25 protein-coding genes are annotated in these 24241 nt (G+C 62.1%); 20 read left to right on the forward strand and 5 right to left on the reverse strand.

Annotation, left to right across the window (positions count from 1 at the left end):
- The first annotated feature begins 4 nt into the window (after positions 1–4).
- The 11 genes from bhcA (at position 5) to PAF12_RS02685 (ending at position 11431) form a co-directional block, all read left to right on the forward strand.
- Positions 5–1195: an L-aspartate--glyoxylate aminotransferase BhcA gene (gene bhcA / locus PAF12_RS02635; protein ID WP_271108466.1), complete on the forward strand. Its 1191-nt coding sequence runs from the start codon at positions 5–7 to the stop codon at positions 1193–1195.
- Positions 1195–2160, forward strand: coding sequence for a beta-hydroxyaspartate dehydratase BhcB (bhcB, locus tag PAF12_RS02640; protein WP_271108467.1), 966 nt, complete (start codon positions 1195–1197; stop codon positions 2158–2160). Before bhcA ends, bhcB begins: the two co-directional genes overlap by 1 nt.
- A gap of 13 nt (positions 2161–2173) precedes the next feature.
- Positions 2174–3337, forward strand: a complete 1164-nt coding sequence (bhcC, locus tag PAF12_RS02645) for a 3-hydroxy-D-aspartate aldolase BhcC (RefSeq protein ID WP_271108468.1) — start codon at positions 2174–2176, stop codon at positions 3335–3337.
- Positions 3338–3445: 108 nt separating this feature from the next.
- Positions 3446–4411 carry an iminosuccinate reductase BhcD gene (bhcD, locus tag PAF12_RS02650; protein ID WP_271108469.1) on the forward strand — a complete coding sequence of 322 codons (966 nt, stop codon included), beginning with the start codon at positions 3446–3448 and terminating at the stop codon, positions 4409–4411.
- Between the two features lie 165 nt (positions 4412–4576).
- A complete protein-coding gene (locus tag PAF12_RS02655) occupies positions 4577–5176 on the forward strand; it encodes a TetR/AcrR family transcriptional regulator (protein WP_271108470.1) in 600 nt (199 codons plus the stop codon).
- Positions 5177–5451: 275 nt separating this feature from the next.
- A complete protein-coding gene (locus PAF12_RS02660; RefSeq protein ID WP_271108471.1) occupies positions 5452–6318 on the forward strand; it encodes a metallophosphoesterase in 867 nt (288 codons plus the stop codon).
- An 84-nt stretch (positions 6319–6402) separates the two neighbouring features.
- A complete protein-coding gene (locus PAF12_RS02665) occupies positions 6403–7692 on the forward strand; it encodes an ABC transporter substrate-binding protein (RefSeq protein WP_271108472.1) in 1290 nt (429 codons plus the stop codon).
- A gap of 62 nt (positions 7693–7754) precedes the next feature.
- A complete protein-coding gene (locus tag PAF12_RS02670) occupies positions 7755–8702 on the forward strand; it encodes a carbohydrate ABC transporter permease (RefSeq protein WP_271108473.1) in 948 nt (315 codons plus the stop codon).
- Complete coding sequence (locus PAF12_RS02675) at positions 8692–9558, forward strand: carbohydrate ABC transporter permease (protein ID WP_271108474.1); 867 nt, start codon at positions 8692–8694, stop codon at positions 9556–9558. The genes PAF12_RS02670 and PAF12_RS02675 overlap by 11 nt, the downstream gene beginning before the upstream one ends.
- Positions 9558–10316: a tyrosine-protein phosphatase gene (locus PAF12_RS02680; RefSeq protein WP_271108475.1), complete on the forward strand. Its 759-nt coding sequence runs from the start codon at positions 9558–9560 to the stop codon at positions 10314–10316. The genes PAF12_RS02675 and PAF12_RS02680 overlap by 1 nt, the downstream gene beginning before the upstream one ends.
- Positions 10316–11431 (forward strand): ABC transporter ATP-binding protein, encoded by a 1116-nt coding sequence (locus PAF12_RS02685; protein WP_271108476.1) that lies wholly within the window; start codon positions 10316–10318, stop codon positions 11429–11431. The genes PAF12_RS02680 and PAF12_RS02685 overlap by 1 nt, the downstream gene beginning before the upstream one ends.
- Before the next feature lie 8 nt (positions 11432–11439).
- On the opposite strand, the gene PAF12_RS02690 is transcribed toward PAF12_RS02685, so the two are convergent.
- Positions 11440–13773, reverse strand: coding sequence for a transglycosylase domain-containing protein (locus PAF12_RS02690; RefSeq protein ID WP_271108477.1), 2334 nt, complete (start codon positions 13771–13773; stop codon positions 11440–11442).
- Positions 13774–14038: 265 nt separating this feature from the next.
- On the opposite strand from PAF12_RS02690, the gene amt reads away from it, so the two are divergent.
- Positions 14039–15373 carry an ammonium transporter gene (amt, locus tag PAF12_RS02695; protein WP_271108478.1) on the forward strand — a complete coding sequence of 445 codons (1335 nt, stop codon included), beginning with the start codon at positions 14039–14041 and terminating at the stop codon, positions 15371–15373.
- A gap of 74 nt (positions 15374–15447) precedes the next feature.
- Here the strand turns inward: amt and PAF12_RS02700 are convergent, their stop codons facing one another.
- The gene (locus PAF12_RS02700) at positions 15448–16446 is read right to left on the reverse strand and encodes a polyprenyl synthetase family protein (RefSeq protein ID WP_271108479.1); all 999 of its coding nucleotides are present in this window, start codon (positions 16444–16446) and stop codon (positions 15448–15450) included.
- Positions 16447–16514: 68 nt separating this feature from the next.
- On the opposite strand from PAF12_RS02700, the gene PAF12_RS02705 reads away from it, so the two are divergent.
- From PAF12_RS02705 to PAF12_RS02715, 3 genes are read left to right on the forward strand one after another with little or no spacing between them, the layout of a single operon-like run.
- Complete coding sequence (locus tag PAF12_RS02705) at positions 16515–16724, forward strand: DUF2007 domain-containing protein (RefSeq protein WP_271108480.1); 210 nt, start codon at positions 16515–16517, stop codon at positions 16722–16724.
- Positions 16717–17475 (forward strand): tRNA1(Val) (adenine(37)-N6)-methyltransferase, encoded by a 759-nt coding sequence (locus PAF12_RS02710; RefSeq protein ID WP_271108481.1) that lies wholly within the window; start codon positions 16717–16719, stop codon positions 17473–17475. Before PAF12_RS02705 ends, PAF12_RS02710 begins: the two co-directional genes overlap by 8 nt.
- A gap of 57 nt (positions 17476–17532) precedes the next feature.
- The gene (locus tag PAF12_RS02715) at positions 17533–17694 is read left to right on the forward strand and encodes a YdcH family protein (RefSeq protein WP_271108482.1); all 162 of its coding nucleotides are present in this window, start codon (positions 17533–17535) and stop codon (positions 17692–17694) included.
- 77 nt (positions 17695–17771) lie between these two features.
- Here PAF12_RS02715 and phbB read toward each other — a convergent pair whose 3' ends face one another.
- Together phbB and PAF12_RS02725 are read right to left on the reverse strand one after the other, a co-directional pair.
- The gene (phbB, locus tag PAF12_RS02720) at positions 17772–18497 is read right to left on the reverse strand and encodes an acetoacetyl-CoA reductase (protein ID WP_271108483.1); all 726 of its coding nucleotides are present in this window, start codon (positions 18495–18497) and stop codon (positions 17772–17774) included.
- 87 nt (positions 18498–18584) lie between these two features.
- Entirely contained in the window at positions 18585–19757 is a 1173-nt protein-coding gene (locus tag PAF12_RS02725) for an acetyl-CoA C-acetyltransferase (protein ID WP_271109634.1), read from the reverse strand.
- Between the two features lie 278 nt (positions 19758–20035).
- Here PAF12_RS02725 and PAF12_RS02730 point away from each other — a divergent pair, with 278 nt between their 5' ends.
- Positions 20036–20611 (forward strand): DNA-3-methyladenine glycosylase I, encoded by a 576-nt coding sequence (locus PAF12_RS02730; protein WP_271108484.1) that lies wholly within the window; start codon positions 20036–20038, stop codon positions 20609–20611.
- On the opposite strand, the gene PAF12_RS02735 is transcribed toward PAF12_RS02730, so the two are convergent.
- A complete protein-coding gene (locus tag PAF12_RS02735) occupies positions 20589–21131 on the reverse strand; it encodes a TlpA disulfide reductase family protein (protein ID WP_271108485.1) in 543 nt (180 codons plus the stop codon). The two genes, PAF12_RS02730 and PAF12_RS02735, sit on opposite strands and share 23 nt — an antisense overlap.
- A gap of 24 nt (positions 21132–21155) precedes the next feature.
- Here PAF12_RS02735 and argH point away from each other — a divergent pair, with 24 nt between their 5' ends.
- The 4 genes from argH to lysA are packed head-to-tail and all read left to right on the forward strand — an operon-like array spanning position 21156 to position 24202.
- Positions 21156–22559, forward strand: a complete 1404-nt coding sequence (argH, locus tag PAF12_RS02740) for an argininosuccinate lyase (RefSeq protein ID WP_271108486.1) — start codon at positions 21156–21158, stop codon at positions 22557–22559.
- Positions 22556–22693: an argininosuccinate lyase gene (locus tag PAF12_RS02745; protein ID WP_271108487.1), complete on the forward strand. Its 138-nt coding sequence runs from the start codon at positions 22556–22558 to the stop codon at positions 22691–22693. Before argH ends, PAF12_RS02745 begins: the two co-directional genes overlap by 4 nt.
- A complete protein-coding gene (locus PAF12_RS02750) occupies positions 22683–22934 on the forward strand; it encodes a DUF2834 domain-containing protein (protein ID WP_271108488.1) in 252 nt (83 codons plus the stop codon). Before PAF12_RS02745 ends, PAF12_RS02750 begins: the two co-directional genes overlap by 11 nt.
- Positions 22934–24202, forward strand: coding sequence for a diaminopimelate decarboxylase (gene lysA / locus PAF12_RS02755; protein WP_271108489.1), 1269 nt, complete (start codon positions 22934–22936; stop codon positions 24200–24202). The genes PAF12_RS02750 and lysA overlap by 1 nt, the downstream gene beginning before the upstream one ends.
- The last annotated feature ends 39 nt before the right edge of the window (positions 24203–24241 follow it).

Raw genomic sequence — 24241 nt, forward strand, 5'->3', positions numbered from 1 at the left:
ACCCATGAGCTTTCAGAATCCGGTTTTTATCCCCGGCCCGACAAATATCCCGGAGAGCCTGCGCAAGGCCTGCGATATGCCGACGATCGACCATCGGTCGCCGCTTTTCGGCCAGATCCTTCACCCTGCTCGTGCGGGCGTGCGTAAGGTGCTGAAAAGCGATGTCGCTGAGGTGTTCATCTTCCCGTCGACCGGGACGGGTGGCTGGGAAACCGCGCTGACCAATACGCTGTCGGCGGGGGACAAGGTTCTCGCAGCGCGGAACGGCATGTTCAGCCATCGCTGGATCGATATGTGCCAGCGTCACGGGCTGGAGGTTCAGGTTGTCGAAACGCCCTGGGGCGCGGGTCTGCCGGCGGATCGTTATGAAGAGATCCTGACCGCCGACAAGAACCACGAGATCAAGGTCGTTCTGGCAACGCATAACGAAACCGCAACCGGCGTCCGCTCTGACATTGCCGCCGTGCGCCGTGCGCTTGATGCGGCGAAGCACCCGGCGATGCTGTTCGTCGACGGGGTCAGCTCCATTGCCTCGATGGATTTCCGCTTTGACGAATGGGGCGTCGATGTTGCCGTCACCGGCTCGCAGAAAGGGTTCATGCTGCCGCCGGGGCTGGCCATTGTCGGGTTCAGCGAAAAGGCGATGCAGACGACGGACACGGCGGGGCTGCCGCGCACCTTCTTCGACGTTCGCGATATGGAGAAAAGCTATGGCAATAACGCCTATCCCTACACGCCCGCAGTCGGGTTGCTGAACGGTCTCAAGCAGGCTTGTGACATGCTGCTGGGTGAGGGGCTGGAGAATGTCTTCGCCCGCCATCGCCGCATCGCCGAAGGGGTCCGCGCCGCCGCGCGTGCCTGGGGGCTGGAACTGTGCGCGGTGTCGCCGGATGTGTACTCCGACACGGTCAGTGCCATCCGCACGCCGGAGGGCTTCAACGCCACCGATATCGTCACTCACGCCGCCAATGTTTACGGTGTCGCCTTCGGTGTCGGTCTGGGGGAGGTCGCGGGCAAGGTGTTCCGCATCGGCCATCTCGGCAGCCTGACCGATGTGATGACATTGTCGGGGCTGGCCACGGCGGAAATGTGCATGGCCGATCTCGGGCTGGACATCCGGCTGGGGTCGGGCGTGGCCGCGGCGCAGGAATATTATCGGTCGAACCCCGCCGCTGCCCGCAAGGATGCGGCGTGATGAAAGACGGCGATTTGATCATTCCCGACTATCAGGACATGCTCGACGCGCATGAGCGCATCAAGCCGCATATCCGCCGCACGCCGGTCCGGGTTTCGGACTATCTGAACGAGCTGACCGGCGCGCAGCTTTTCTTCAAATGTGAGAATTTTCAGGAGCCGGGGGCCTTCAAGGTCCGCGGTGCCACCAACGCCGTGTTCGGGCTGGACGAGGCGCAGGCCGCGAAGGGCGTGGCCACCCATTCCTCGGGCAACCATGCCTCCTGCCTGTCCTACGCGGCGATGCGTCGGGGCATTCCCTGCAACGTGGTCATGCCGCGCACGGCGCCACAGGCCAAGAAGGACACGGTGCGCCGCTATGGCGGCAAGATCACCGAATGCGAGCCGTCGACCTCCTCGCGGGAGGAGACCTTTGCCAAGGTTCAGGCCGAAACCGGCGGCGATTTCGTGCATCCCTATAACGACCCGCGCGTGATCGCGGGGCAGGGGACATGTTCGAAAGAGCTGATCGAGCAGACCGACGGGCTGGACATGGTGGTCGCACCTATCGGCGGCGGTGGGATGATCTCGGGCACCTGCCTGACGCTGTCCACGCTGGCCCCCGAAACGCAGGTCATCGCCGCCGAGCCGGAGAACGCCGACGACGCCTATCGCAGCTTCAAGGCGGGCCGGATCATTGCCGACGACGCGCCGAAATCGGTGGCCGACGGTCTGCTGGTGCCGCTGAAAGACCTGACCTGGCATTTCGTGTCGAACCATGTCGCGCAGATCTACACGGCGTCAGAACAGGACATCGTCGATGCGATGAAGCTGATCTGGAAGCATCTGCGCGTGGTGATGGAGCCGTCAAGCGCGGTGCCCCTCGCCACCATTCTGAAAAACGCCGACGCCTTTGCGGGCAAGCGGGTCGGCATCATCATCACCGGCGGCAATGTCGATCTCGATCGCCTGCCGTGGATCAATTGATCGGAGGAACATCATGAACGCAGTCGAGAAATTCGGTGATTTCGAGGTCGGTTACGACATTCCAGCCATCCCCGGTATGGATGCGGCGGATATCCAGACGCCTTGCCTTGTGCTGGATCTGGACGCGCTGGAGCGCAATATCCGCAAGATGGGCGATTACGCCAAGGCGCATGGGATGCGGCATCGCGTGCATGGGAAGATGCATAAATCCGTCGATGTCGCCAGGCTGCAGGAAAAGCTGGGCGGGGCTGTTGGCGTCTGCTGCCAGAAGGTCAGCGAGGCGGAGGTGTTCGCGCGTGGCGGTATCCGGGATATTCTGGTCTCCAATCAGGTGCGCGATCCGAAGAAGATCGACCGGCTGGCGCGTTTGCCGAAACTGGCCGACAGCGTGATCGTCTGCGTGGATGATGTGGCCAATATTGCCGCGCTGTCCGAAGCGGCGCAGAAACACGGCACGGAGCTGGGCGTTTTCGTCGAGATCGACTGCGGCGCGGGCCGCTGTGGCGTGACGACCAGCGAGGCCGTGGTGGAGATCGCCAAGGCCGCCGATGCCGCGCCGGGGCTGCGCTTCAAGGGCATCCAGGCCTATCAGGGCGCGATGCAGCATCTCGACAGCTACGAGGCGCGCAAGGAGAAGCTGGATATCGCCATTGCGCAGGTGAAGGACGCGGTCGAGGCGCTGAAGGCCGAGGGGCTGGAGCCGGAACTCGTCTCCGGCGGCGGAACCGGGTCTTACTATTTCGAGAGCAATTCCGGCGTTTACAATGAATTGCAATGCGGGTCTTACGCGTTCATGGATGCCGATTACGGCCGTATCCTCGACAAGGACGGCAAGCGGATCGATCAGGGCGAATGGGAGAATGCGTTCTTCATCCTCACCCAGGTGATGAGTCATGCGAAACCCGACAAGGCGATCTGCGATGCGGGTCTGAAGGCGCAGTCGGTCGATAGCGGTCTGCCCTTTATCTATGGTCGCGACGATGTCGAATATATCAAATGTTCGGATGAACACGGTGTGATCGCTGACCCGGACGGCGTGCTGAAGGTCGGCGAGAAGCTGCGGCTGGTTCCCGGTCACTGCGATCCGACCGCGAATGTCCATGACTGGTATGTCGGCGTGCGCGGCGGCAAGGTCGAAACCGTCTGGCCGGTCTCTGCCCGTGGGAAAGCCTACTGACCCGGATCGGCGGAATGAGCTCCCGGCCCTGACGGGCCGGCTGGCCGCCCGTGTGCATGCTACCCCAGCAAAGACACACGGGCGTGCAATTTTCTACAGGAGATGAATATGCTGATTGTACCCGAAGGCGAGATTGCGGGGCTGATGACGCGCGAGGCGGCGTTTGATGCGGTTGAGAAGGTGTTTGCCGCAATGGCCTCTGGCGAGGCTTATAATTTCCCGGTCATCCGCGAGGCAATCGGTCACGAGGATGCGCTATACGGCTTCAAGGGCGGTTTCGATCAGGCCGGACTGGCGCTTGGCCTGAAGGCGGGCGGCTACTGGCCGCATAATATGGATAAGCGGGGGCTGATCAATCATCAGTCGACGATTTTCCTGTTCGACCCGGATACCGGCAAGGTGCGGGCTATGGTCGGCGGCAATCTTCTGACCGCGCTGCGCACCGCTGCTGCCTCGTCGGTGTCGATCCGGCATCTGGCGCGCGAGGACGCGAAAACCATCGGCATGATCGGAGCTGGCCATCAGGCGCAGTTCCAGCTTCGCGCGGCATTGGAGCAGCGCAGCTTCGAGAAGGTGATCGGCTGGAACCTGCACCCCGAAATGCTCGGCAATCTCGAAACCGTGGCGACGGAGGCAGGGCTGCCGTTCGAGGCGGTCGAGCTTGACGATATGCGCAAGGCGGATGTGATTATCACAATCACTTCCTCTTTCGCGCCGATCCTTGCCGCCGATCAGGTCAGCCCCGGCACCCATATCGCCTGCATGGGGACCGACACGGTCGGCAAGCAGGAGGTCGACGCGCGGCTGCTTTCGCGGGCGACGGTTTTCACCGACGAGGTTACGCAGTCGGTCAGCCTGGGTGAGGCCCAGCATGCCGTTGCTGAGGGGCTGATTGCCGAAGCGGATGTCTCCCAACTCGGCGCTGTCATCAATGGCAGCAATCCGGGCCGGACATCAGATGATCAGATCACCCTGTTCGACGGAACCGGCGTCGGGCTTCAGGATCTGGCAGTCGCAGCTTCGGTTGTGGATCTTGCCGTTCAAAAGGGCGTGGCGATCAAGGTGGATTTTTGAGTTCGATGTGAGGGCCGGGGGTGCGATCGCGGCGGTTCCCGGCCTGACCTGTCAGCAGTTGACCGGGCGGGGTCGCGGGCGAACCTGCCAGCGCGTAAACCTTGCTTGCGAAACTGAAACGCCCCCGCTATCCAGAACCGGCGACAACGAAATGAATGCTCATTCATGGCCGAACTCGAACCCTACGATCCAGAGGGCAATGACAAGCGCAGCCGCATTCTGCGGGCGGCTGCACAGGAATTCGTCATCTCCGGCCTTCAGTCGCCGATGTCGCAGATCGCGAAACGGGCCGATATCGCCATCGGGTCGGTCTATCTCTATTTCCGCTCCAAGCAGGACCTGATCCGCGCCGTTTATTGCGGGGTCGCGGATCAGATGACGCGCGACATCATCAGGACGCCGCCAGAGGATGAGCCGCATGATGTGCGGGTCAAGACCTATATCAGCGACTATATCGACTTCATTCTTGCGGATCGTGAGCGGGCGCGGCTGTTCGGCTATCTCGACAACAATCCCCTGATGAAAGCGGTCGAATTCGCGCCTGAATTCGAGACCTTCATCAATTACTCGATCAACCTGCTCGACGATGCCAAATCCGCAGGCGTGGTGGCGGACAGGCCGTCTGCAATGATGGCAAGCTTCGTGCGCGGCGCGATCCGCAATACGCTGAAGCGCCATCTAGACATACATGAGGTGCTTGGTCCCGAGGATCGGCTGGCGCTGGAAGATATGTGCTGGCAGGCAATCGCGCGCCGCGCCGGATAACCCGGTCCGTCAACTCGTTACCAGATCGGGGCAGCCCGATGGGGCGAGCAGCCTGCCCCCGACATCCGCCGCTAATCAGGGCAGCGAATCGCAAAAAATTATGCTATATATGTTTGAAATCACGCCGTTTCCTGAATCTTGCCGAGTTGTTTCGGAAAATGAATGAACCTTCATTCATTCGTTACAAATTGGCGTTAATTACGTCAGCGACTCGCCGCGATGCGGTTAATTCAGCCTTTCAAAGCGGGTCGTGACATCAACATGGAGCTGCCCCCATGCCAGACCAGCATCTGACTTTCGTCCATATGACCGACCTTCATGTCAACGCGCCGGGCATGGAAGACGACATGCTGTTCAACGACACCAGCGCGACGCTGCGGCGCACGCTGGCCGAGATCGCGCGGATGGAAGAACGTCCCGCCTTCATCATTGCGTCGGGCGATCTGACCAATCATGGCGAGCCGGAATCCTACCGCGCGCTGAAAACCATTATCGAGGAAGCCGCTCTGGGCATTCCGGTGATCTATGCGCTTGGCAACCATGATGCGCGCGAAGGATTTGCCGAAGTTTTTGCGGAGCTTCACGACGATCCGTCGAAACCTTTCGACCACGACCGCATCATCGACGGGCTGCATGTGATCGTGCTGGAATCGGCGGTGCCGGGTGAAATCGGCGGCTATTGGGAGCAGGGCCAGATCGACTGGCTGAAATCGCGTCTGGCCGATCAGCCCGAACTGCCGAAACTGCTGGTCATGCACCACGCGCCGAACCTCGATCCCGAAGTGACCGATATGGAATGGGAATCGCTTTCGGTCGCTGCCACCGAAGAACTCCGTGCGACGATTGCAGGTGCCAATGTCGTCGGCATCCTGTCGGGGCATATCCATCTCGACCGGGTGTCGAACTGGTACGGAGTGCCGGTGATTGTCGGTATCGGCCACCATGCGGGAACCGATGCGGTCGCATTGCCGGGTGAGTTCAACATGCTGGACGCGACGGGCTTTGCGTTCTGCACGCTGCGTCCTTCCGGGCTGACCGTGACCTATGTCCAGCATCCGCAGACGCGCGAAGTGCGTCACCGGCTCGATATGAACGAAATTCTCGCACATATCGCTGCGCAGAAGGCCAACGCGGCCGAGTAAGCCTCTTCAACGGTCGTCGCGGCGAAGGCTGCGGCGCTTTCCTTCCACCGGCCCGCCGGGCCGAGAACCCATCGGAGATAACGGATGAAGACCCCGATTTTGGCGGCTGCTGTTGCCCTGGCCGCGACTGCGGTTTCAGCGCAGAACATGCCCGAGGAAGTGACCGAGCCGGTCACCATCACCTTTTACAACTACAACCTCTCCTCCGCCGGTAACGGTGCCGACGCGACCAAGAAGATGATCGCGGAGTTTGAAGAGGCCAACCCGAATATCAAGGTCGAGGGCGTGCCGGTTTCCGCCCAGAACCTCGTCACCCGGGTGCAGGCGGACATCGTTGCCGGTCAATCGGTCGACCTGTCGCAGATGGTGTTCAGCAGCCTTGACTTCGCGGCGCAGAACCTCGGTGCGCAGGCGCTTGAAGATATCGTCCCGGCCGAGGAAATGGCGGAGCATTTCGAAGGCATGGTTCCGAACGGCCTCGCCCTCGGCAAGCTGGACGGCAAGACCTACGGTCTGGCCTATACCTTCTCCACCCCGGTGCTGTTCTATAACGCCGATATTTTCCGTGAAGCTGGTCTGGACCCCGAAAACCCGCCCAAGACATGGGCCGAGATCAAGGAAATGGGCCTTCAGATCAAGGAAAAAACCGGCAAGCTGCCGCTCGCGACCGGCATCTTCGGGCCGTCCGCTCTGGATTGGCTGATGCAGGGTGTCATCCGCTCGAACGGCGGCGCGGTCATCAATGACGACCGGACCCAGATGACCTTCGCGGAGCCGGAAGCGGTTGAAGCCATCGAGATGCTGCGTGATCTGGCGAAGAATGGCGTGATGCAGAACCTCGACCTGACCTCGCAGATGGACACGATGGCGGCGGGCAATGTCGCGATGTATCTTCAGACATCCGCGCTTCAGGGCTTCCTCGTCAACAGCGCGGAAGGCAATTTCGAGCTGCGCGCCAGCACCATGCCAAGCTTTGGCGACAAGCCGGTGCGCCCGAACAACTCCGGTTCCGCACTCGTCATCCACTCCACCGATCCGGTCAAGCAGCGCGCGGCGTGGGAGCTGATGAAGTTCCTCACCTCCAAGCATGGCTATACGATCATCACCTCGGAAATCGGTTACCTGCCGCTGCGTCTCGATATCGTGGACGACCCGGAATATCTGGGCAACTGGGTGAAAGAGCATCCGCTGGTCCAGCCGAACCTCGATCAGCTGAGCGTGCTTGAGCCGTGGGTGCCGATGCCCGGCCCGAACTACCTGCAAATTCAGGTGTCGATGATGGACGCGCTTGAAGAAGCGACCTTCGGCAATAATGACGATGTGCAGGGCATTCTGAGCGCCGCGCAGGAGCAGGCGCAGAACCTGATCCCGTGATCTGAACGCCCGGGCGGCCCCCCGAACGGGGCCGCCCCTCTCTCCCGACCCGGAGCAAGCCCGTGACCGAACTTCCCCTTCCGACCCAAGGCAAGATGGCCACGCCCCGACCGATCAGCCCGCGTCAGCGGCTTTATCGTCGTCTGCGGCCCTATATCTATCTGTTCCCTGCAGTGGCCTGTTTCGTGATCTGGATCTACGAGCCTCTGCTTCAGGCTTTCTGGCTCAGCTTCCAGCAATGGAACCTGCTGCCGACCTCGCCGAAAACATGGGTGGGGCTGGATAATTACAGCAATATTTTCGAGCTGCCGAAATTCTGGCAGGCGTTGCGGAACACGTTCTGGTATCTGGTCGGGCTGCTGCCGCTTGCCGTGCTTCTGCCGCTGGCGATTGCGATCTTCACGCAGGATCTGCCGCCGCGCAGCCGCAACCTTTACCGCGCCCTTATCTTCGTGCCGATGATCATCCCGCCGGTGGTTGCCGCCGCTGTCTGGCGCTGGCTGCTCGACCCCAATAGCGGCATCATCAATCTCGGCTTTCAATGGCTGGGTTTTGAGCCGATCGGTTTCCTCTCCGACCCGGCCATCGCGCTCTGGACGATCACCTTCATCACCGGCTGGAAGCTGATCGGCTTCGCCACGCTGATCCTGTCGGCGGCAAACGCCTCCATCGATGGCTCGCTGATCGAAGCCTCGCGGCTCGACGGTGCAACCCGCTGGGAGATCATTCGCGATATCCGCCTGCCGCTGCTGTCGCCGACGATTCTGCTGCTGGTGCTGATGGTGGCGCTGCTCGGCGCGCAATGGAGCTTTGCCTATATCCATGTGCTGACCGAAGGCGGTCCGCTTGGGTCCACCACCAATATTTACTACCTGCTCTGGCAATTCGGGTTCGGCTCGCTCTCGGTCGGCTGGTCCTCTGCCTCGGCGGTGATCCTGTTCGTCGGCTTCGGCCTCCTCGCAATGGCGCTGTTCGCGCTCAAGGCAAGGTTCACATTCTATGACGATTGATGCCAGCTTCCCCCCGGGTGCCGTTCCCCGCAAGCGGCGCCAGACCGCCGCCAAATGGGAGACCGGCATCGGTCACGCCCTGATGATCTTTGTCTCGCTGCTCTGCGTGTTTCCGATCTACTGGATGATCGTGACGTCGCTGCGCTCCGAAAGCGAGATCTTCTCGACCAGCCTCTGGCCGAACGCTGCCGATCTGGAGAATTATCGCTACGCGCTCAGCGCGGTGCCGATGGTGCGGATGCTGGTTAACACCTTCATCATCTCCATTGCTGTCACCGTGCTGCAAATCCTGACCGGGATCCTTGCGGGCTACGCCTTCTCCCGCTGGAAATTCCGCGGTTCGGCCTTCATCTACGGGGCGGTTGCGCTGACCTGGCTGGTGCCGCTGCAAGTGGTGATGATCCCGAACTATCTGCTCGTCGCACGGCTTGGCATGATCGACACGCTTGGCGCCCTGATCCTGCCGCATTTCGCCTCTGCCTTCGCGATCCTGCTGCTGGTGCAGGCGATGCGCAGCTTCCCGACCGAGGTGATTGAGGCTGCGCGGATGGACGGTGCCGGCCACGCCGAAATTCTCTGGCAGGTGGTCGTGCCAAATCTGCGCGGCACCATTGCCTCCCTTGCCATCCTCGTGTTCATCTCGACCTGGAACGAGTATTTCTGGCCGCTGCTTCTCAGCCGTTCGCCTGAAAATTCGGTGGTGCAGATCGGCCTGCAGATGTTCATTACCGCCGAGGGCACACAATGGGGGCCGTTGATGGCGGCATCGACAATGGCCAGCCTGCCTATCCTTCTGATCTATCTGCTGCTTCAACGGCAGGTGATCGCTTCCTTCATGAAATCCGGACTACGCTGATGAGCTTTACCAGACATATCCCGCTGCCCGGCAGCTATAATATCCGCGATCTCGGCGGCTATGCCGGTGCCAAAGGCCCGACAGTGTGGCGGCGGGTGCTGCGTGGCGACAGCCTGCACCGGCTGTCGCCCGGGTCGATGGACGAGCTGCGGCAACTGGGTCTGACCACGGTTATCGATCTACGGCATGCGCAGGAACTCGATGTGCAGCCCAATCCGTTTGCTGCGGGCGTTCCGGGTGTGGTCTATCATAATATCTCGCTTTTCGACGGGCTCGATCCGACTCATCCGGCAATGGCCGAGGCGGAGGATTTGCTGCTGGCGCTCTACTGCGAGGCGCTGGTGGAACGCGGCGCGGCGCTGGCACAGGTGATGCGGGTGATTGCCAATGCCCCGGGCGGCGTGTTGTTTCATTGCACCGCCGGCAAGGACCGGACCGGGATCGTCGCGGCGTTCCTGTTGCAGCTTGCGGAGGTGCCGCAGGCGGAGGTGATTGCGGATTATTCGCTGACCACGCAATATTCGCCGCCGATGTTTGCGGCGATGCTCGCCGAGCTGCGGGCACGGGGGGAGGATTTCGATCTGTCCTCGCCGCTGCTGAAAAGCGAGGCGACGACGATGGAAGCATTCCTCGACCATCTCCGTCAGACTTATGGCGATGCGGAAACCTATCTGGTCCGCCACGGTTTGACCGAAGCCGAGATTGCGGCGCTGCGGATGCGGATGAATGGCGAATTCCAGTCTCAGGGAGCAGTATGATGTCCTATGTTGCGATCACCGATCTGCGTAAGAGCTATGCCGATGTCGAAACACTGCACGGCCTCAATCTGGGGTTTGAACAGGGGGAGTTCGTCGTTATCGTTGGCCCCTCCGGCTGCGGGAAATCGACCCTGCTGCGCATGATCGCGGGGCTTGAAACGATTACCTCGGGCACGATCTCCATCGGGGAGACCGTCATCAACGATCTCGACCCCGCTGACCGTGGCTGCGCCATGGTGTTCCAGAACTACGCGCTTTATCCGCATATGACGGTGGCGGATAATATCGGCTATCCGCTGAAGCTGGCCAAGGTGCCGCGCGAAGAACGGACCCGCCAGATCAGGGAGGCGGCTGAGATTCTCGGCCTCTCCGAATATCTCGACCGGCGTCCGAAGCAGCTTTCGGGCGGTCAGCGTCAGCGCGTCGCCATGGGCCGCGCGATCGTGCGCAAGCCCCGGCTGTTCCTGTTCGATGAGCCGCTGTCAAATCTCGACGCCAAGATGCGGGTGCAGATGCGGATCGAACTGCGTCGGCTGCACCGCGATCTGAGCGCGACCTCGGTTCTGGTGACGCATGATCAGGTCGAGGCGATGACAATGGCCGACCGGCTGGTGGTGATGAATGCCGGTCAGATCGAACAGATCGGCAAACCGTCCGATGTCTATGCCCGCCCGGCGTCGATGTTCGTGGCGACCTTCCTTGGTGCACCGGCGATGAACCTGATCAACGCCAGAATCACCGCAAACGGCCAGATCGAAGCCGATATCGGCGAGGATGTTCTGTTGCCGGGCAGGCTGCAGATTCCGGCGGGTACGTCTTTTGTGCTTGGTGTGCGGCCGGAGGATCTGAAGGTGCGTGCCTCCGACCAGCCCGGAATGCGGGCTGTGATCGATCTGATCGAGGATCTCGGCGGAAGTCAGGTCGCCCATTGCCGCCTCAAAGATGGAAGCTCGGTTACCGCGATCCTGCCGCGTGACAATGCCCCGCGTGAAGGCGCGACGGTCGCATTGTCACCCGATGGCGCGCGGTTGCACGCGTTTTCGCTGGAAACCAGCCGTCGGATCGACGGAGCCTATACCCGTGCGATGGAAACTGAACAGGCAGTGTCGGCCTGAGACCGGGATCAGTTCAGCCCCTCGATCCCGCGCAACGCGTCACCCAGCGGGTCGCTCTCCCTTGCCTCGGGCGCGTTGGTGACCGGGCGTGGCGTGGAATTCGCGCTGACATTCACCGGCGCGTCACGCGGGGTGCCGGGCTGACCGAGCGCCTCGGACAGCGCATCTGTCAGCGCCTCTCCGGGCTCGCCACGGACGAGCGGTTGGCCGGGCGGGGCAGGGGTGCTGGCACCTGCCATATCGCTCAACGCGGCGCTCAGCGCACTGGCAAGGGCGTCGTCGCCACGCACGGACGGCGCGACCCCGTCACCGATCCGGGAGCCTTCGTCGCCGACGAACCGGCCCAGCGGTTGCAGCGGCATCCCTTCGTGTATCTCCGACATCACGGCCTGCCAGATCTCCGCCGGCAGACCGCCGCCGGTGACCCCGGTCAAGGGCGTGTTGTCGTCATAGCCCATCCAAACCCCGGTCACGAACTGGTCGGTAAAGCCGATGAACCAGGCATCACGGTAAGACGAGGTCGTGCCGGTCTTTCCTGCCGCGTCGCGGGGGCCAAGCTTGGCGCGCCCGCCAGTGCCGTTCTGGATGACTTCGCGCATCATCGTAATCAGCTCGCCCGCAGATTTCTGCGAGATCACCCGCTGACCCATACCGCCGGTCTTGGCGATCAGCGGTTCGTTGTCGCCGCGAATGCGCAACTCGACCACACCGTAGGGGCGCACGGCGCGCCCACCATTGCGGATCCCGGCATAGGCGCCGGTCATCTCCAGCAAGGTCGAGTCGAACACGCCGAGGCCGATCGACGGGACATTCGGCAGATCCTCACCGACGCCGAATTCCTCGGCAATGCGGATGACCGACTCGCGACCGGATTTTTCCTGCAAGCGGACGGTCGCGGTATTCATCGAATTCGCCAGCGCACGGGTGAGTGTCACATCTCCGTAGAAGCGGCGCGAGTAGTTCTGCGGCGACCAGTTGCGGATCGTGATGGGGCCGTCATAAACGATGCTCTGCGGGGTCATCCCCTGATCGAGAGCCGCTGCAAAAACGAATGGCTTGAAGCTGGAGCCGGTCTGGCGCTTGGCCTGTGTCGCGCGGTTGAACACGCCCTGCACAACCGTATCGCGCCCGCCGATCATTGCCCGCACCGCGCCATCCGCTGACAGAACGACGACGGCGGCCTCGGCCTTTGAGCCGGGCTTGACCTTTTCGTCGAATATCTTTTTCAGCGCAGCCTCTGCGGCCCGCTGCACCTTCTGGTCAAAGGTCGTCAGGATGGTGACGTCCTCATTGGTTTCCGTCGTCAGGAAACCCGGCCCCGCCTCCATCAGCCAGTCGGCGAAATAGCCTCCCGCACGGGCCTGCGCCGCTTGCGACAGAACGGCGGGATTGGCCTTGGCCTGCTGATATTCCGCATCGGATATACGGTCCTGCTCATGCATCAGGTTCAGCACGACCGAGGCGCGGTCCTGCGCCCGCTGGATGTCCGATGTCGGGGCAAAATAGCTTGGCGCTTTCAGAAGACCGGCGAGCATCGCCGCTTCCGCAACCGTCACTTCGTTGGCGTGTTTGCCGAAATAGCGCTCCGCCGCCGCTTCAAAGCCGCGCGCACCGCCGCCCAGATAGGAGCGGTTCATGTAGATATTGAGAATTTCGTCCTTGGAATATTTCAGCTCCATCGCGAAGGAATAGGGGACTTCCTTGACCTTGCGCCATAGCGTCGTGCGGCGGCATTCGGCCTCGTACTCCGCCTCATCCGACCAGCGGGTCGGGTCAAACGCCTCGCCAAGGCAAAGCAGCTTGGCGACCTGCTGGGTAATGGTGGAACCGCCATGACCGTCCAGGGGGCTGCGGCCCTCGGACATGTTGATCTTGATGGCGCTGGCGATGCCGCGCGGGTCAATGCCCAGATGGCTGTAGAACCGGCGGTCCTCTGTCGCCACAACGGCATTCCGCAGGGCAGGGGAGACCTGATCCGGGGTGACCGTTCCGAAGGTTTCCCCCCGCCACGCGAAGACCTTGCCTTCGCGGTCCAGCATGGTGACGCCGCCGCGTGCGCGCCCGTCGAACAGGGCCGATGGCTCCGGCAGTTGCGAGTAATAGAAGAACGTTGCCAGCCCGAGGATCACGGTCAGGGTCAGCACCGTTGTCCAGATGGTGCCGAAGATCGTCCGCCACAGCAGCCGGAAAAACCCCGAGACCCCGCGTGAGATCGCATTGCCCCGCCTGACCGGTGCGCGCCTGCCACGTCGACCGCGCGGCGTCTTGCCGGAGGGCTTCGTCGGGTTCGCGTAACGGCGTTCGGCCACCACGGGGCGGCGCTTGCCAGAGTTCTTTGCCATGCCTGTAATCCTGCGGGCCGGTTTATCCGGTCTGATTTAGACCAGCATACACGAGGTCAAGTGCATTGCGAAGTCAAATGACCCGTATGTGATCTGCCCAAAAGCGAGGCATTTGAGCGAATACATGCCCAGCGATTTGGCTGTGGCTGCTTCAGCCGCCGTTTTTTGGGCCGAATGCTTGAGGATCGGGCAGTTCAGACGCCTCGTGGTCAGGAAGGCGCCCGAGACCCCTCCGGGTAGGATTGGCAGGAACTGAGGTAAACGCATGCTGAAAACGATCCCCTTTATTGCGATGACGGTGGCGCTGAGCGCCGTTCCCGCTGTGAGTCAGGAGGCCGCCGCCGCAGCGGTCGAGGCCCCGCCCGCGGTCAATGCCGAGGTGGCCTATATCTTCAATACGCTCCTGTTTCTGATCGGGGGCTTCCTGGTCATGTGGATGGCCGCAGGCTTCGCCATGCTGGAGGCGGGTCTGGTTCGCTCGAAGAACGTGACGACGCAGCTTTTCAAGAATATCTCGCTGTTTTCCATCGCCGGGATCATGTTCTGGGTGGTCGGGTATAATCTGATGTATCCAGCGGACTGGACCGTCACCAACTGGATCGGGGAGCTGTTCTCGCCCAAATCGATTGATCCGGTCGGCAGTGGTGCGGCGGATGACGGGTATTCTGCGGCATCCGATTTCTTCTTCCAGCTCATGTTCTGCGCCACCACGGCATCCATCGTGTCCGGGACACTGGCCGAGCGCGTCAAGCTGTGGCCCTTCATGATCTTCACCCTGATCCTGACCGGGTTCATCTATCCCATCGAAGCCTCGTGGGAATGGGGCGCGGGCTGGCTGGATCAGCGCGGCTTCTCCGACTTCGCCGGCTCGACGCTGGTTCACGCGGCGGGTGGTTTCGCTGCCCTTGCCGGTGCGATTGTCCTCGGCCCGCGTCTGGGGAAATACCGCGCCGATGGCCGCATGCAGCCGATGCCGGGGTCCAATCTCGCGCTTGCGACGCTTGGGACGTTCATCCTGTGGCTCGGCTGGTTCGGGTTCAACGGCGGCTCGCAGCTGGCACTCGGCAGCGTGAACGATGCGGCGGATGTCGGGCGGATCTTTGTGAACACCAATATCGCAGCCTCGGCTGGTGTGCTCGCGGCGATCGTCACCACGCAGGTGATGTTCGGTAAGATCGACCTCACCATGGTGCTGAATGGCGCGCTTGCCGGTCTGGTCGCCATCACCGCTGAGCCGTTGATGCCCACGATTTTCGAGGCAGTGCTGATCGGTGCCGTCGGCGGCGTGATCGCGGTCATTGTCGTCCCGCTGCTCGACCGGATGAAGATCGATGACGTTGTCGGCGCCATTCCGGTTCACCTCTGCGCCGGGATCTGGGGAACCATGGTGGTTCCGGCCACCAACCCGGATGCGAGCTACGGCGTTCAGGCGCTTGGTGTCATCTCCATCGGTGCCTTTGTCTTCATCGTCAGCTACGCGGCATGGGTGATCCTGAAAGCCACCATGGGCATCCGCGTCGATCAGGAGGCGGAGATCACCGGCCTCGACATCAGCGAGATGGGGATGGAAGCCTATCCCGACTTCATTCAGGCGAAGTAAGCCGCAAAGAAAAGGGCCGGATCACCCGGCCCCTCATCCGGCCCGGCCTCTGTGCCGGGCCTTTGCCTGTCCGCTCAGGCGATGCGCGACACCACGAACCCGGCCAGATCGTCCAGCGTCTGCCGCAGCGGGTGATCCGGCACGGATTGCAGCGCCAGACGCGCCTTCTCCGCCCAGTCGAAAGCGTCCTTGCGGGCGGCCTCCATCGCGCCGTGGCGGCGCATGATCTCAAGCGCCTGTTCCAGATCGCCCTCTGCCTGATCGCCCTTTTCGATGGTGCGCTGCCAGAAGGCGCGTTCCGTGGCGTCGGCCTGAGCGACGGCCTTGATGACCGGCAGGGTCAGCTTGCGTTCGCGGAAATCATCCCCGGTATTCTTGCCGATTGTTGCCGTCGTGCCGCCATAATCCAGCAGATCGTCGGCAATCTGAAAAGCGATGCCAAGCGCGTCGCCGTAATCGAACAGCGCGCGGACCTGCGGTTCCGGCGCGGCGGCGATGACCGCCCCGACCTCGGTCGCGGCGGAAAACAGTGCCGCCGTCTTGCCGCGAATGACCTGAAGATAGATCGCCTCATCCGTTGCGAGATCCTGTGCTGCGGTCAGTTGCAGCACCTCACCTTCGGATATGGTGGCAGAGGCGTTCGACAGGATTTCCAGCACCCGCATGACGCCGGTATCCGTCATCAGTTGAAAGGCGCGGGCCAGAAGGTAATCCCCGACCAGAACGCTGGATTTATTGTCCCACAGCAGGTTGGCGGTCGGACGCCCACGGCGCTGCTGGCTTTCATCGACCACGTCGTCATGCAGCAGGGTTGCGGTATGGATGAACTCGACCGTTGCGGCCAGATGAACGTGATAGGGCCCGTCATAGCCGCACAGCTTCGCCGCAGCCAAGGTCAGCAGCGGGCGGAGCCGTTTGCCACCGGCCTCGACCAGATGCGCGGTGACCTCCGGGATGCGGGGGGCGTGCCGGGACGACATGCGTTCGCGGATCAGCACATTCACTGCCTGCATCTCTGGCGCGAGCGCGTCCATCAGGCTGTCGGTCGGGGTCTGGTTCACCTTGGCGTCCATAAAATCACCTTTACCTTTCAGCAATTGCCATGCGATGCAGCGGGGTGCAACCGCTCGTGGCCCGGCTTATGAAAGAGATACTGCGTACAACGGATCCGCTTCGCCTCGTTCGTGCCCAGGATATTCTGCGTGCAGACGGGATAGAAAGCTTTGCGCTGGATCAGCATATGAGCGTTCTGGAGGGTTCGTTGGGCATTTTGCCGCGCCGCCTGATGGTCGCGGACCGCGATCATTTCATGGCCAGCGCGATCTTGCGCGAGCACGGGCTGGATGACTGAGACGCGGGTTGATGACTTCCTTGGCGGTCGTGTCCGCATCGAACAGCCCGTCCGTGGCTACCGGGCGGGTGCGGACACGGTTATGCTTGCCGCCGCCTGTCCTGCACGTCCGGGGCAGAGCGTGCTGGAACTGGGCTGCGGGGTCGGAACCGCGCTTCTGTGTCTGGCCGCACGGGTGCCGGAATTGTCGCTGACCGGGGTGGAGCGTGAGGCTGATTTCGCGCGGCTGGCGGGGGCGAATGCCGAAAGAAACCATACTTCGATGCAGGTGATCGAGGCCGATCTGACCGCGCTGCCATCGGATTTGCGCGCGATGAGCTTCGATCATGTCATCCTGAACCCGCCGTTTTTCGCGCAAGGCACACCTGCGCCCGATGACAGCCGTGCGAGCGCCCGTCATGAGGACACGCCGCTTGCCATCTGGATTGAAACAGCTTTGCGACGGCTCAGGCCGGGCGGCTATATCACCGTCATTCATCTCGCCTCCCGGTTGGACGGGTTGCTTTGCGGCCTGTCCGGGCAGGCGGGCGATATTGCGATCCTGCCCATTGCCGCCCGCGCCGGTCGTGACGCGGGCCGGATAATAGTGAGCGCGCGCAAGGGGTCACGCGGATCTTTGCGGCTTTTGACCCCCTTTATCATGCACCAGGCTGCCCAGCATTCAGGCGATGGTGAGGATTTGTCGCAAAGGGCGCAGGCGGTTTTGCGCCACGGGGCATTTCTTGACCTGAGGGGTGCGGATTACCCGTGACAAGATCGGCCTTCTGTGATGGAATTGTCATATTCGACATAAAACAGGAGGACGATAATGTCGGTCGATGCTCACATCGAAAAACTCCGCGAGAAACATGAACATCTTTCGAAAGAAGTCGAACAGGCGCAACGCGCCCCCGGCACGTCCGATTTTGAAATATCAGAATTGAAGAAGGAAAAGCTGCGTATCAAAGAGGAGATCGAGCGGCTTTGCTGACGGGTTTCCTCTGATGAGGTCAGAATAAAATAAGGCCCGCTCGGTTTGAGCGGGCCTTTTCGGTGCTGTGGGGCAGCTTAGCTGAAGAACTGCGCCCCGTTGGCCGAGATGGTCGAGCCGGTGATGAAGCCCGCGTCATCCGACGACAGGAACACCACGCAGCGGGCGATTTCTTCGGGTTCGCCCAGACGACCGACCGGGATCTGCGGGATGATCCGTTCGTTCAGCACTTTTTCGTCGATGGCGCGCACCATTTCGGTGCCGATATAACCCGGCGCGATTGCGTTGACGGTGATCCCGGCCCGTGCCCCCTCCTGCGCCAGCGCGCGGGTGAAGCCGATATCGCCAGCTTTCGCGGCAGAATAGTTGGCCTGACCGGCCTGACCCTTCTGGCCGTTGACCGAGCTGATATTGACCACGCGACCGAATTTCCGCTCACGCATGCCGGACCAGACGCCGTGGGTCATGTTGAACAGCCCGGTCAGGTTGGTGTCGATGACGGCCTTCCACTGATCGGGCGTCATTTTGTGGAACATGGAATCGCGGGTGATGCCGGCATTGTTGATCAGAACGCCGACCGGGCCAAGTTCATCCTCGACCTGTTTGATGCCCGCAGCGCAGGCATCGTAATCCGCGACCGACCATTTATAGGCCTTGATGCCGGTCTCGTCGGTGAACGCCTTGGCGGCGTCGTCATTGCCGGCATAATTTGCCGCGACCGAATATCCGGCGTCCTTTAGTGCCTTCGAAATTGCCGCGCCAATGCCGCGCGTTCCTCCGGTGACGATGGCTGTCCTGGACATGCTCTCCCCCCATTTTTCAACTGATTACGAAATATTGCTATCCTGATCGTATCCGGCGCGCAAGTTAATTGCGCGCCGGATTTGGTATCAGCGTTCGACGCAAAGCGCGACGCCCATGCCGCCGCCGATGCACAGCGTGGCGAGGCCTTTTTTCGCATCCCGGCGCTGCATTTCAAACAGCAGCGTATTGAGGATGCGGGCACCCGATGCGCCGATCGGGTGGCCGATGGCGATGGCGCCGCCATTGACGTTCACGATGGCCGGATCCCAGCCCATATCCTTGTTGACCGCGCAGGCCTGCGCCGCAAAGGCCTCATTCGCCTCGACCAGATCAAGATCGCCGACCGACCAGCCAGCCTTCTCCAGTGCCTTGCGGCTGGACGGGATCGGCCCGGTGCCCATGATCGCCGGGTCGAGACCGGCGGTTGCGTAGGATGCGATACGGGCGAGCGGGGTCAGGCCGCGGCGGTTCGCCTCTTCCTCGGTCATGACCATGACGGCGGCGGCACCGTCATTGAGGCCCGATGCGTTGGCCGCCGTTACCGTGCCATCCTTGGTGAAGGCCGGGCGCAGCTTCTGCATCGCCTCGATCGTGGCGCCGTGGCGGATATATTCGTCGTCTTCCACCACCGTATCGCCCTTGCGGCCCTTGACGGTGTAGGCGACGATCTCGTCCTTGAACTTGCCGTCTTTCTGCGCGGCTTCGGCCTTGTTCTGGCTGCCGACGGCGAATTCGTCCTGCTGATCGCGGGTGATTTCCCATTTTTCAGCGACGTTTTCGGCGGTTTGGCCCATGTGGTAGTTGTTGAAGGCGTCCCACAACCCGTCGCGGATCATGGTGTCGACCATCTTCATATCGCCCATTTTCTGACCCGCCCGCAGATATGCGGCATGGGTCGAGAGCGACATGGATTCCTGACCGCCCGCCAGCACGATCTGCGCATCGCCAAGAATGACCTGCTGCGCGGCCAGCGCCACGGCGCGCAGGCCGGAGCCGCAGACCTGATTGATCAGCCATGCCGGCGCTTCCTGCGGCAGACCGGCATTGATATGGGCCTGACGCGCCGGGTTCTGGCCCTGTGCGGCGGTCAGCACCTGACCCAGGATGGTTTCGCTGACCTCGGACGGATCGACACCGGCGCGCTTCACCACCTCGGCCAGCACGGCGGCACCCAGATCATGTGCGGGCACATTGGCAAATGCCCCCAGGAAACTGCCAACGGGGGTCCGGGCAGCGGAAACGATTACTGCTTTGGTCATCATGATATCCTTTCAGGAGTGCACAGATTTCGGGGCAAAGCCGTCAGGCATAACCATGCCGAACTCAGCCCCAGCGTCAAGCCGCGATAGCGCCGTAACCGGGCAGCGATCCGCTTCCTGCCAATCAGAACGCAATGCAGGATCGGCAAAGCGATATCTGAGTGAACGATTTTCGCGCCCTTATTCCGGGGGTGTTCTTGCGATTTCCGACCCGAATGGCGATGATGGCCGCGCTGGCGAAGACCCCCCGAAAGATTTCAGGTTAAGGATTAACGATCATGGTAGAGCGCTGCGGATGGTGCGGGCCCGACCCGATCTATGTGGACTACCACGATACGGAATGGGGGGTGCCGGAATATGACGCCCGCGCGCTTTGGGAGAAACTGGTTCTGGACGGGTTTCAGGCCGGGCTGAGCTGGATCACGATCCTGCGCAAACGCGATGCGTTCCGCGAGGTGTTCGAGGGTTTCGACCCTGAGCGCGTCGCCGCTTGGGGCCCGCAACAAATCGAATCCGCACTGCAGAACCCCGGCATCATCCGCCATCGCGGCAAGATCGAAGGCACCGTGCGCAGCGCGCAGTTGTTTCTGGAGATAGAATCAGCGGAAGGTTTCGTGCCCTATATGTGGGAATTCGTGGGCGGCGCGCCGGTGCAGAACGACTTTGCCACGATGGCGGATGTGCCTGCCTCCACGCCGCAATCGACGGCCATGTCGAAGGCCCTGAAAAAACGCGGGTTCAATTTCTGCGGGCCGGTGATCTGCTATGCGTTCATGCAGGCGGTCGGGATGGTGAACGACCATGTCGTCACCTGTCACCGACACGCCCCGGTCAAGGCGCTTTCAACTGCGTGACGATGGCGCGGCCCGTGTCTGAGGCCCATTCCGCCGGACCCATCAGACGCGCGACCTGATTGCCCTCGGCGTCGATCAGGATCGTCGCGGGCATCGCCACCACACCGAATTTCCGGGCCAGCTCCTGACGCGGATCGAGCAGCACGGGCAGGGCGTCCAGTTCGGCCTCCGCATAGAACTTGTCGATGGCTCTGGGCGGGTTGCGCCCGGTGGCGATTGTCACGACCTGAAAATCATCGCCGCCATAGTCCTTCTGAAGCGTGTTCAGCCACGGCATTTCCTCGCGGCAGGGCGCGCACCATGTCGCCCAGAAATTCAGCAGAACCGCCTGGCCCTCATAGTCGGTCAGGCTGTGTTCGCCGCCTTCCGGGTCGGTGAAGGTGATGTCGGGCACGACCTCCCCCTCGACCGCGACAAGGTCGATCCCGCCCGCCTTCGCTGCGTCGAAGTCGATTTCTCCGGCGCTTGCCATATTTGCACCGGCAGCGAGCGCCGTATAAAGGATCAGCAAACGAAGCATGTTCAACCTTTCGGACCAGATCTGATGACCGACGCCAAGACCCCCGACGACACTGCCAATGCCATGTGGGGCGGGCGCTTCGCCTCCGGCCCCGATGCAATCATGACGGCGATCAACGCCTCCATCGGGTATGACCGGCGGCTCTACACCCAGGATATCCGGGGCAGCCGGGCCCATGCCGCGATGCTGGCGGCACAAGGCATTATCGATTCTAAAGATGCCGAGGCGATCCGGGAAGGGCTTCTCACCGTATTGTCAGAAATCGAAGCCGGAAATTTCCCGTTCAGCGAGGCGCTTGAGGATATTCACATGAATGTCGAGGCGCGGCTGAAGGAGCTGATCGGAGAGCCTGCGGGCCGTCTGCACACGGGCCGGTCGCGCAACGATCAGGTGGCGACGGATTTCCGGCTTTGGGTGCGCGATCAATGCGATGCGGCGATCCAGGGGCTGCGGGCTCTGATCGGATCGGCGCTTGGTCAGGCGGAGGCCGGGGCGGATTGGGTCATGCCGGGTTTCACCCATTTGCAGACCGCGCAGCCGGTGACATGGGGGCATCACATGATGGCCTATGTGGAGATGTTCGGCCGCGATCTGTCGCGTTTTCAGGACGCCCGCAAACGCATGAACGAATCGCCCCTTGGTGCTGCGGCGCTTGCCGGGACCGGCTATCCGATTGACCGGGAGGCGACGGCGCGGGCGCTCGATTTCGACCGCCCGATGGCCAACAGCCTTGATGCCGTGTCCGACCGGGATTTCGCGCTGGAGTTCCTTTCCGCCGCCAGCATCTGCGCCGTCCATCTGTCGCGGCTGGCCGAAGAGCTGGTGATCTGGTCATCCGCTCAATTCCGTTTCGTGTCGATGTCGGACAAATGGTCGACCGGCTCCAGCATCATGCCGCAGAAGCGCAACCCCGATGCGGCGGAACTGATCCGGGCTAAAATCGGGCGTATCCTCGGGGCAAATGTGGCCCTGTTCACGGTGATGAAGGGCCTGCCGCTGGCCTATTCCAAGGACATGCAGGAGGATAAAGAGCAGGTGTTTGACGCCGCCGATAACCTCATGCTCGCGCTTGCCGCGATGACCGGGATGCTGGCCGATCTGACCGCAAACCGCGAGAAGATGGAGGCGGCGGCCTCCGCAGGTTTTTCAACCGCGACCGATCTGGCCGACTGGCTGGTGCGCGAGGCCGGGTTGCCTTTCCGCGATGCGCATCACGTCACCGGCTCGCTGGTGGCCTTGGCGGAGGAGCAGGGCGTCGATCTGCCGGACCTGACACTGGCACAGATGCAGTCGGTCAATCCCGCCATTACTGAAGATGTGTTCAACGTGCTTGGCGTGCATAACTCCGTCGCCTCGCGGCAGAGCTATGGCGGCACCGCGCCCGATCAGGTCCGTGCGCAGATCGCCCGCTGGAAGGGCCAATTGTGAGATATGCGGCCGTGATTGCGCTGCTGGCGCTTGCCGCCTGCGGCGTTGACGGCGCGCCGGAGCGGCCCGCGCCGCCGCCGGGTGCCTATCCGATTGATGACGGATCAGACGGGGTGCGCGCGAATGGGGTTTGAACTGACCCCGATGCGCATCTGCTGGATCGTGCTGGCCTTGATCGGCGCGATTATCGGCCTGCGCCTGCCGTCGCCTGACGCGACCAGCATCGTCGCGCTTGTCACGCTTGGCCTGTGGTGCCTTGTCGAAACCACGTTCCGCCGCAACTGGTGGGCGTTCCTGACCTTGCCGGCGATGTTTCTAGGCATCGGCTGTGCCCTTCCGTTATATCTGTTTTTCCGTTCTTGCAGGATTTCCTGATGGATCACTTTAACTATCGCGACGGTGTTCTCTGTGCCGAGGACGTAGCGCTGAACCTGATCGCACAGGAGGTCGGGACGCCGGTTTTCGTTTATTCGGCAGCCACGCTGACCCGGCATTTCGGCCTGTTCCAGCAGGCGCTCGAATGGACGCCGGACCATCTGATCTGTTTTGCGGTCAAGGCGAATTCGAATATCGCGGTGCTGAAACTGCTCGGCGATCTGGGGGCCGGGATGGATGTGGTCTCCATCGGGGAATACGCCCGCGCCCGCACGGCTGGCGTGCCGGGGCAGCGGATCGTCTTTTCCGGCGTCGGCAAGACGCGGGAGGAGATGCGGCTGGCGCTTGAAGGCGGCATCCGGCAGTTCAACGTCGAATCCGAGCCTGAACTGTCGGCGCTCTCCGAAGTGGCGGCGGGCATGGACGCCGTGGCACCGATTGCGCTGCGCGTGAACCCCGATGTCGACGCGAAAACCCATGAGAAGATCGCGACCGGCAAGTCGGAGAATAAATTCGGCATCCCGCTCGCCAAGGCGCGCGAGGTCTATGCGCAGGCGGCGAAACTGCCGGGGATCGAGGTGGTCGGCGTCGATATGCATATCGGCAGCCAGTTGACCGATCTGGACCCGTACCGGCAGGCTTACGCCAAGATGGCCGATCTGACCCGCGCGCTGCGCGCCGACGGGCATGACATCCGCAGGCTGGATATGGGTGGCGGACTGGGCATTCCGTATCGCCGCGACAACAACGCGCCGCCGCTGCCGATCGAATACGGGCAGGTGATCCGCGAGGCGGTCGGCGATCTGGGGTGCGAGATCGAGATCGAGCCCGGCCGGAACATCGCCGGGAATGCCGGTATCCTGCTGGCCTCGGTGATTTACCTGAAGGAAGGCGACGGGCGCGATTTCCTGATCCTCGATGCGGCGATGAACGATCTGATCCGACCGGCGATGTATGGTGCGCATCATGACATCGTGCCGGTCAGGGAAGCCGCGACCGGCGCGGAGGTTCGCCCCTTCGACGTTGTCGGCCCGGTCTGCGAAACCGGCGATACCTTCAGCAAAGGTGCCGAGCTTCCGGCGCTGAGTGCGGGCGATCTGGTCGCTTTCCGCTCTGCCGGGGCCTATGGCGCGGTGATGGCGTCGGAATATAACACGCGCCCCCTCGTGCCGGAGGTACTGGTGGACGGGGACCGCTTCGCCGTGATCCGCCCGCGCCCGACGCTTGACGATATTTTGACGCGCGAGTCCCTGCCAGACTGGTTCTGAGCGCCGCTAAACCCTTGCCGAGTTCCGGTCTGAAGCGCA

This window comes from Paracoccus sp. SCSIO 75233 (assembly GCF_027912675.1).
Lineage (GTDB): Bacteria > Pseudomonadota > Alphaproteobacteria > Rhodobacterales > Rhodobacteraceae > Paracoccus.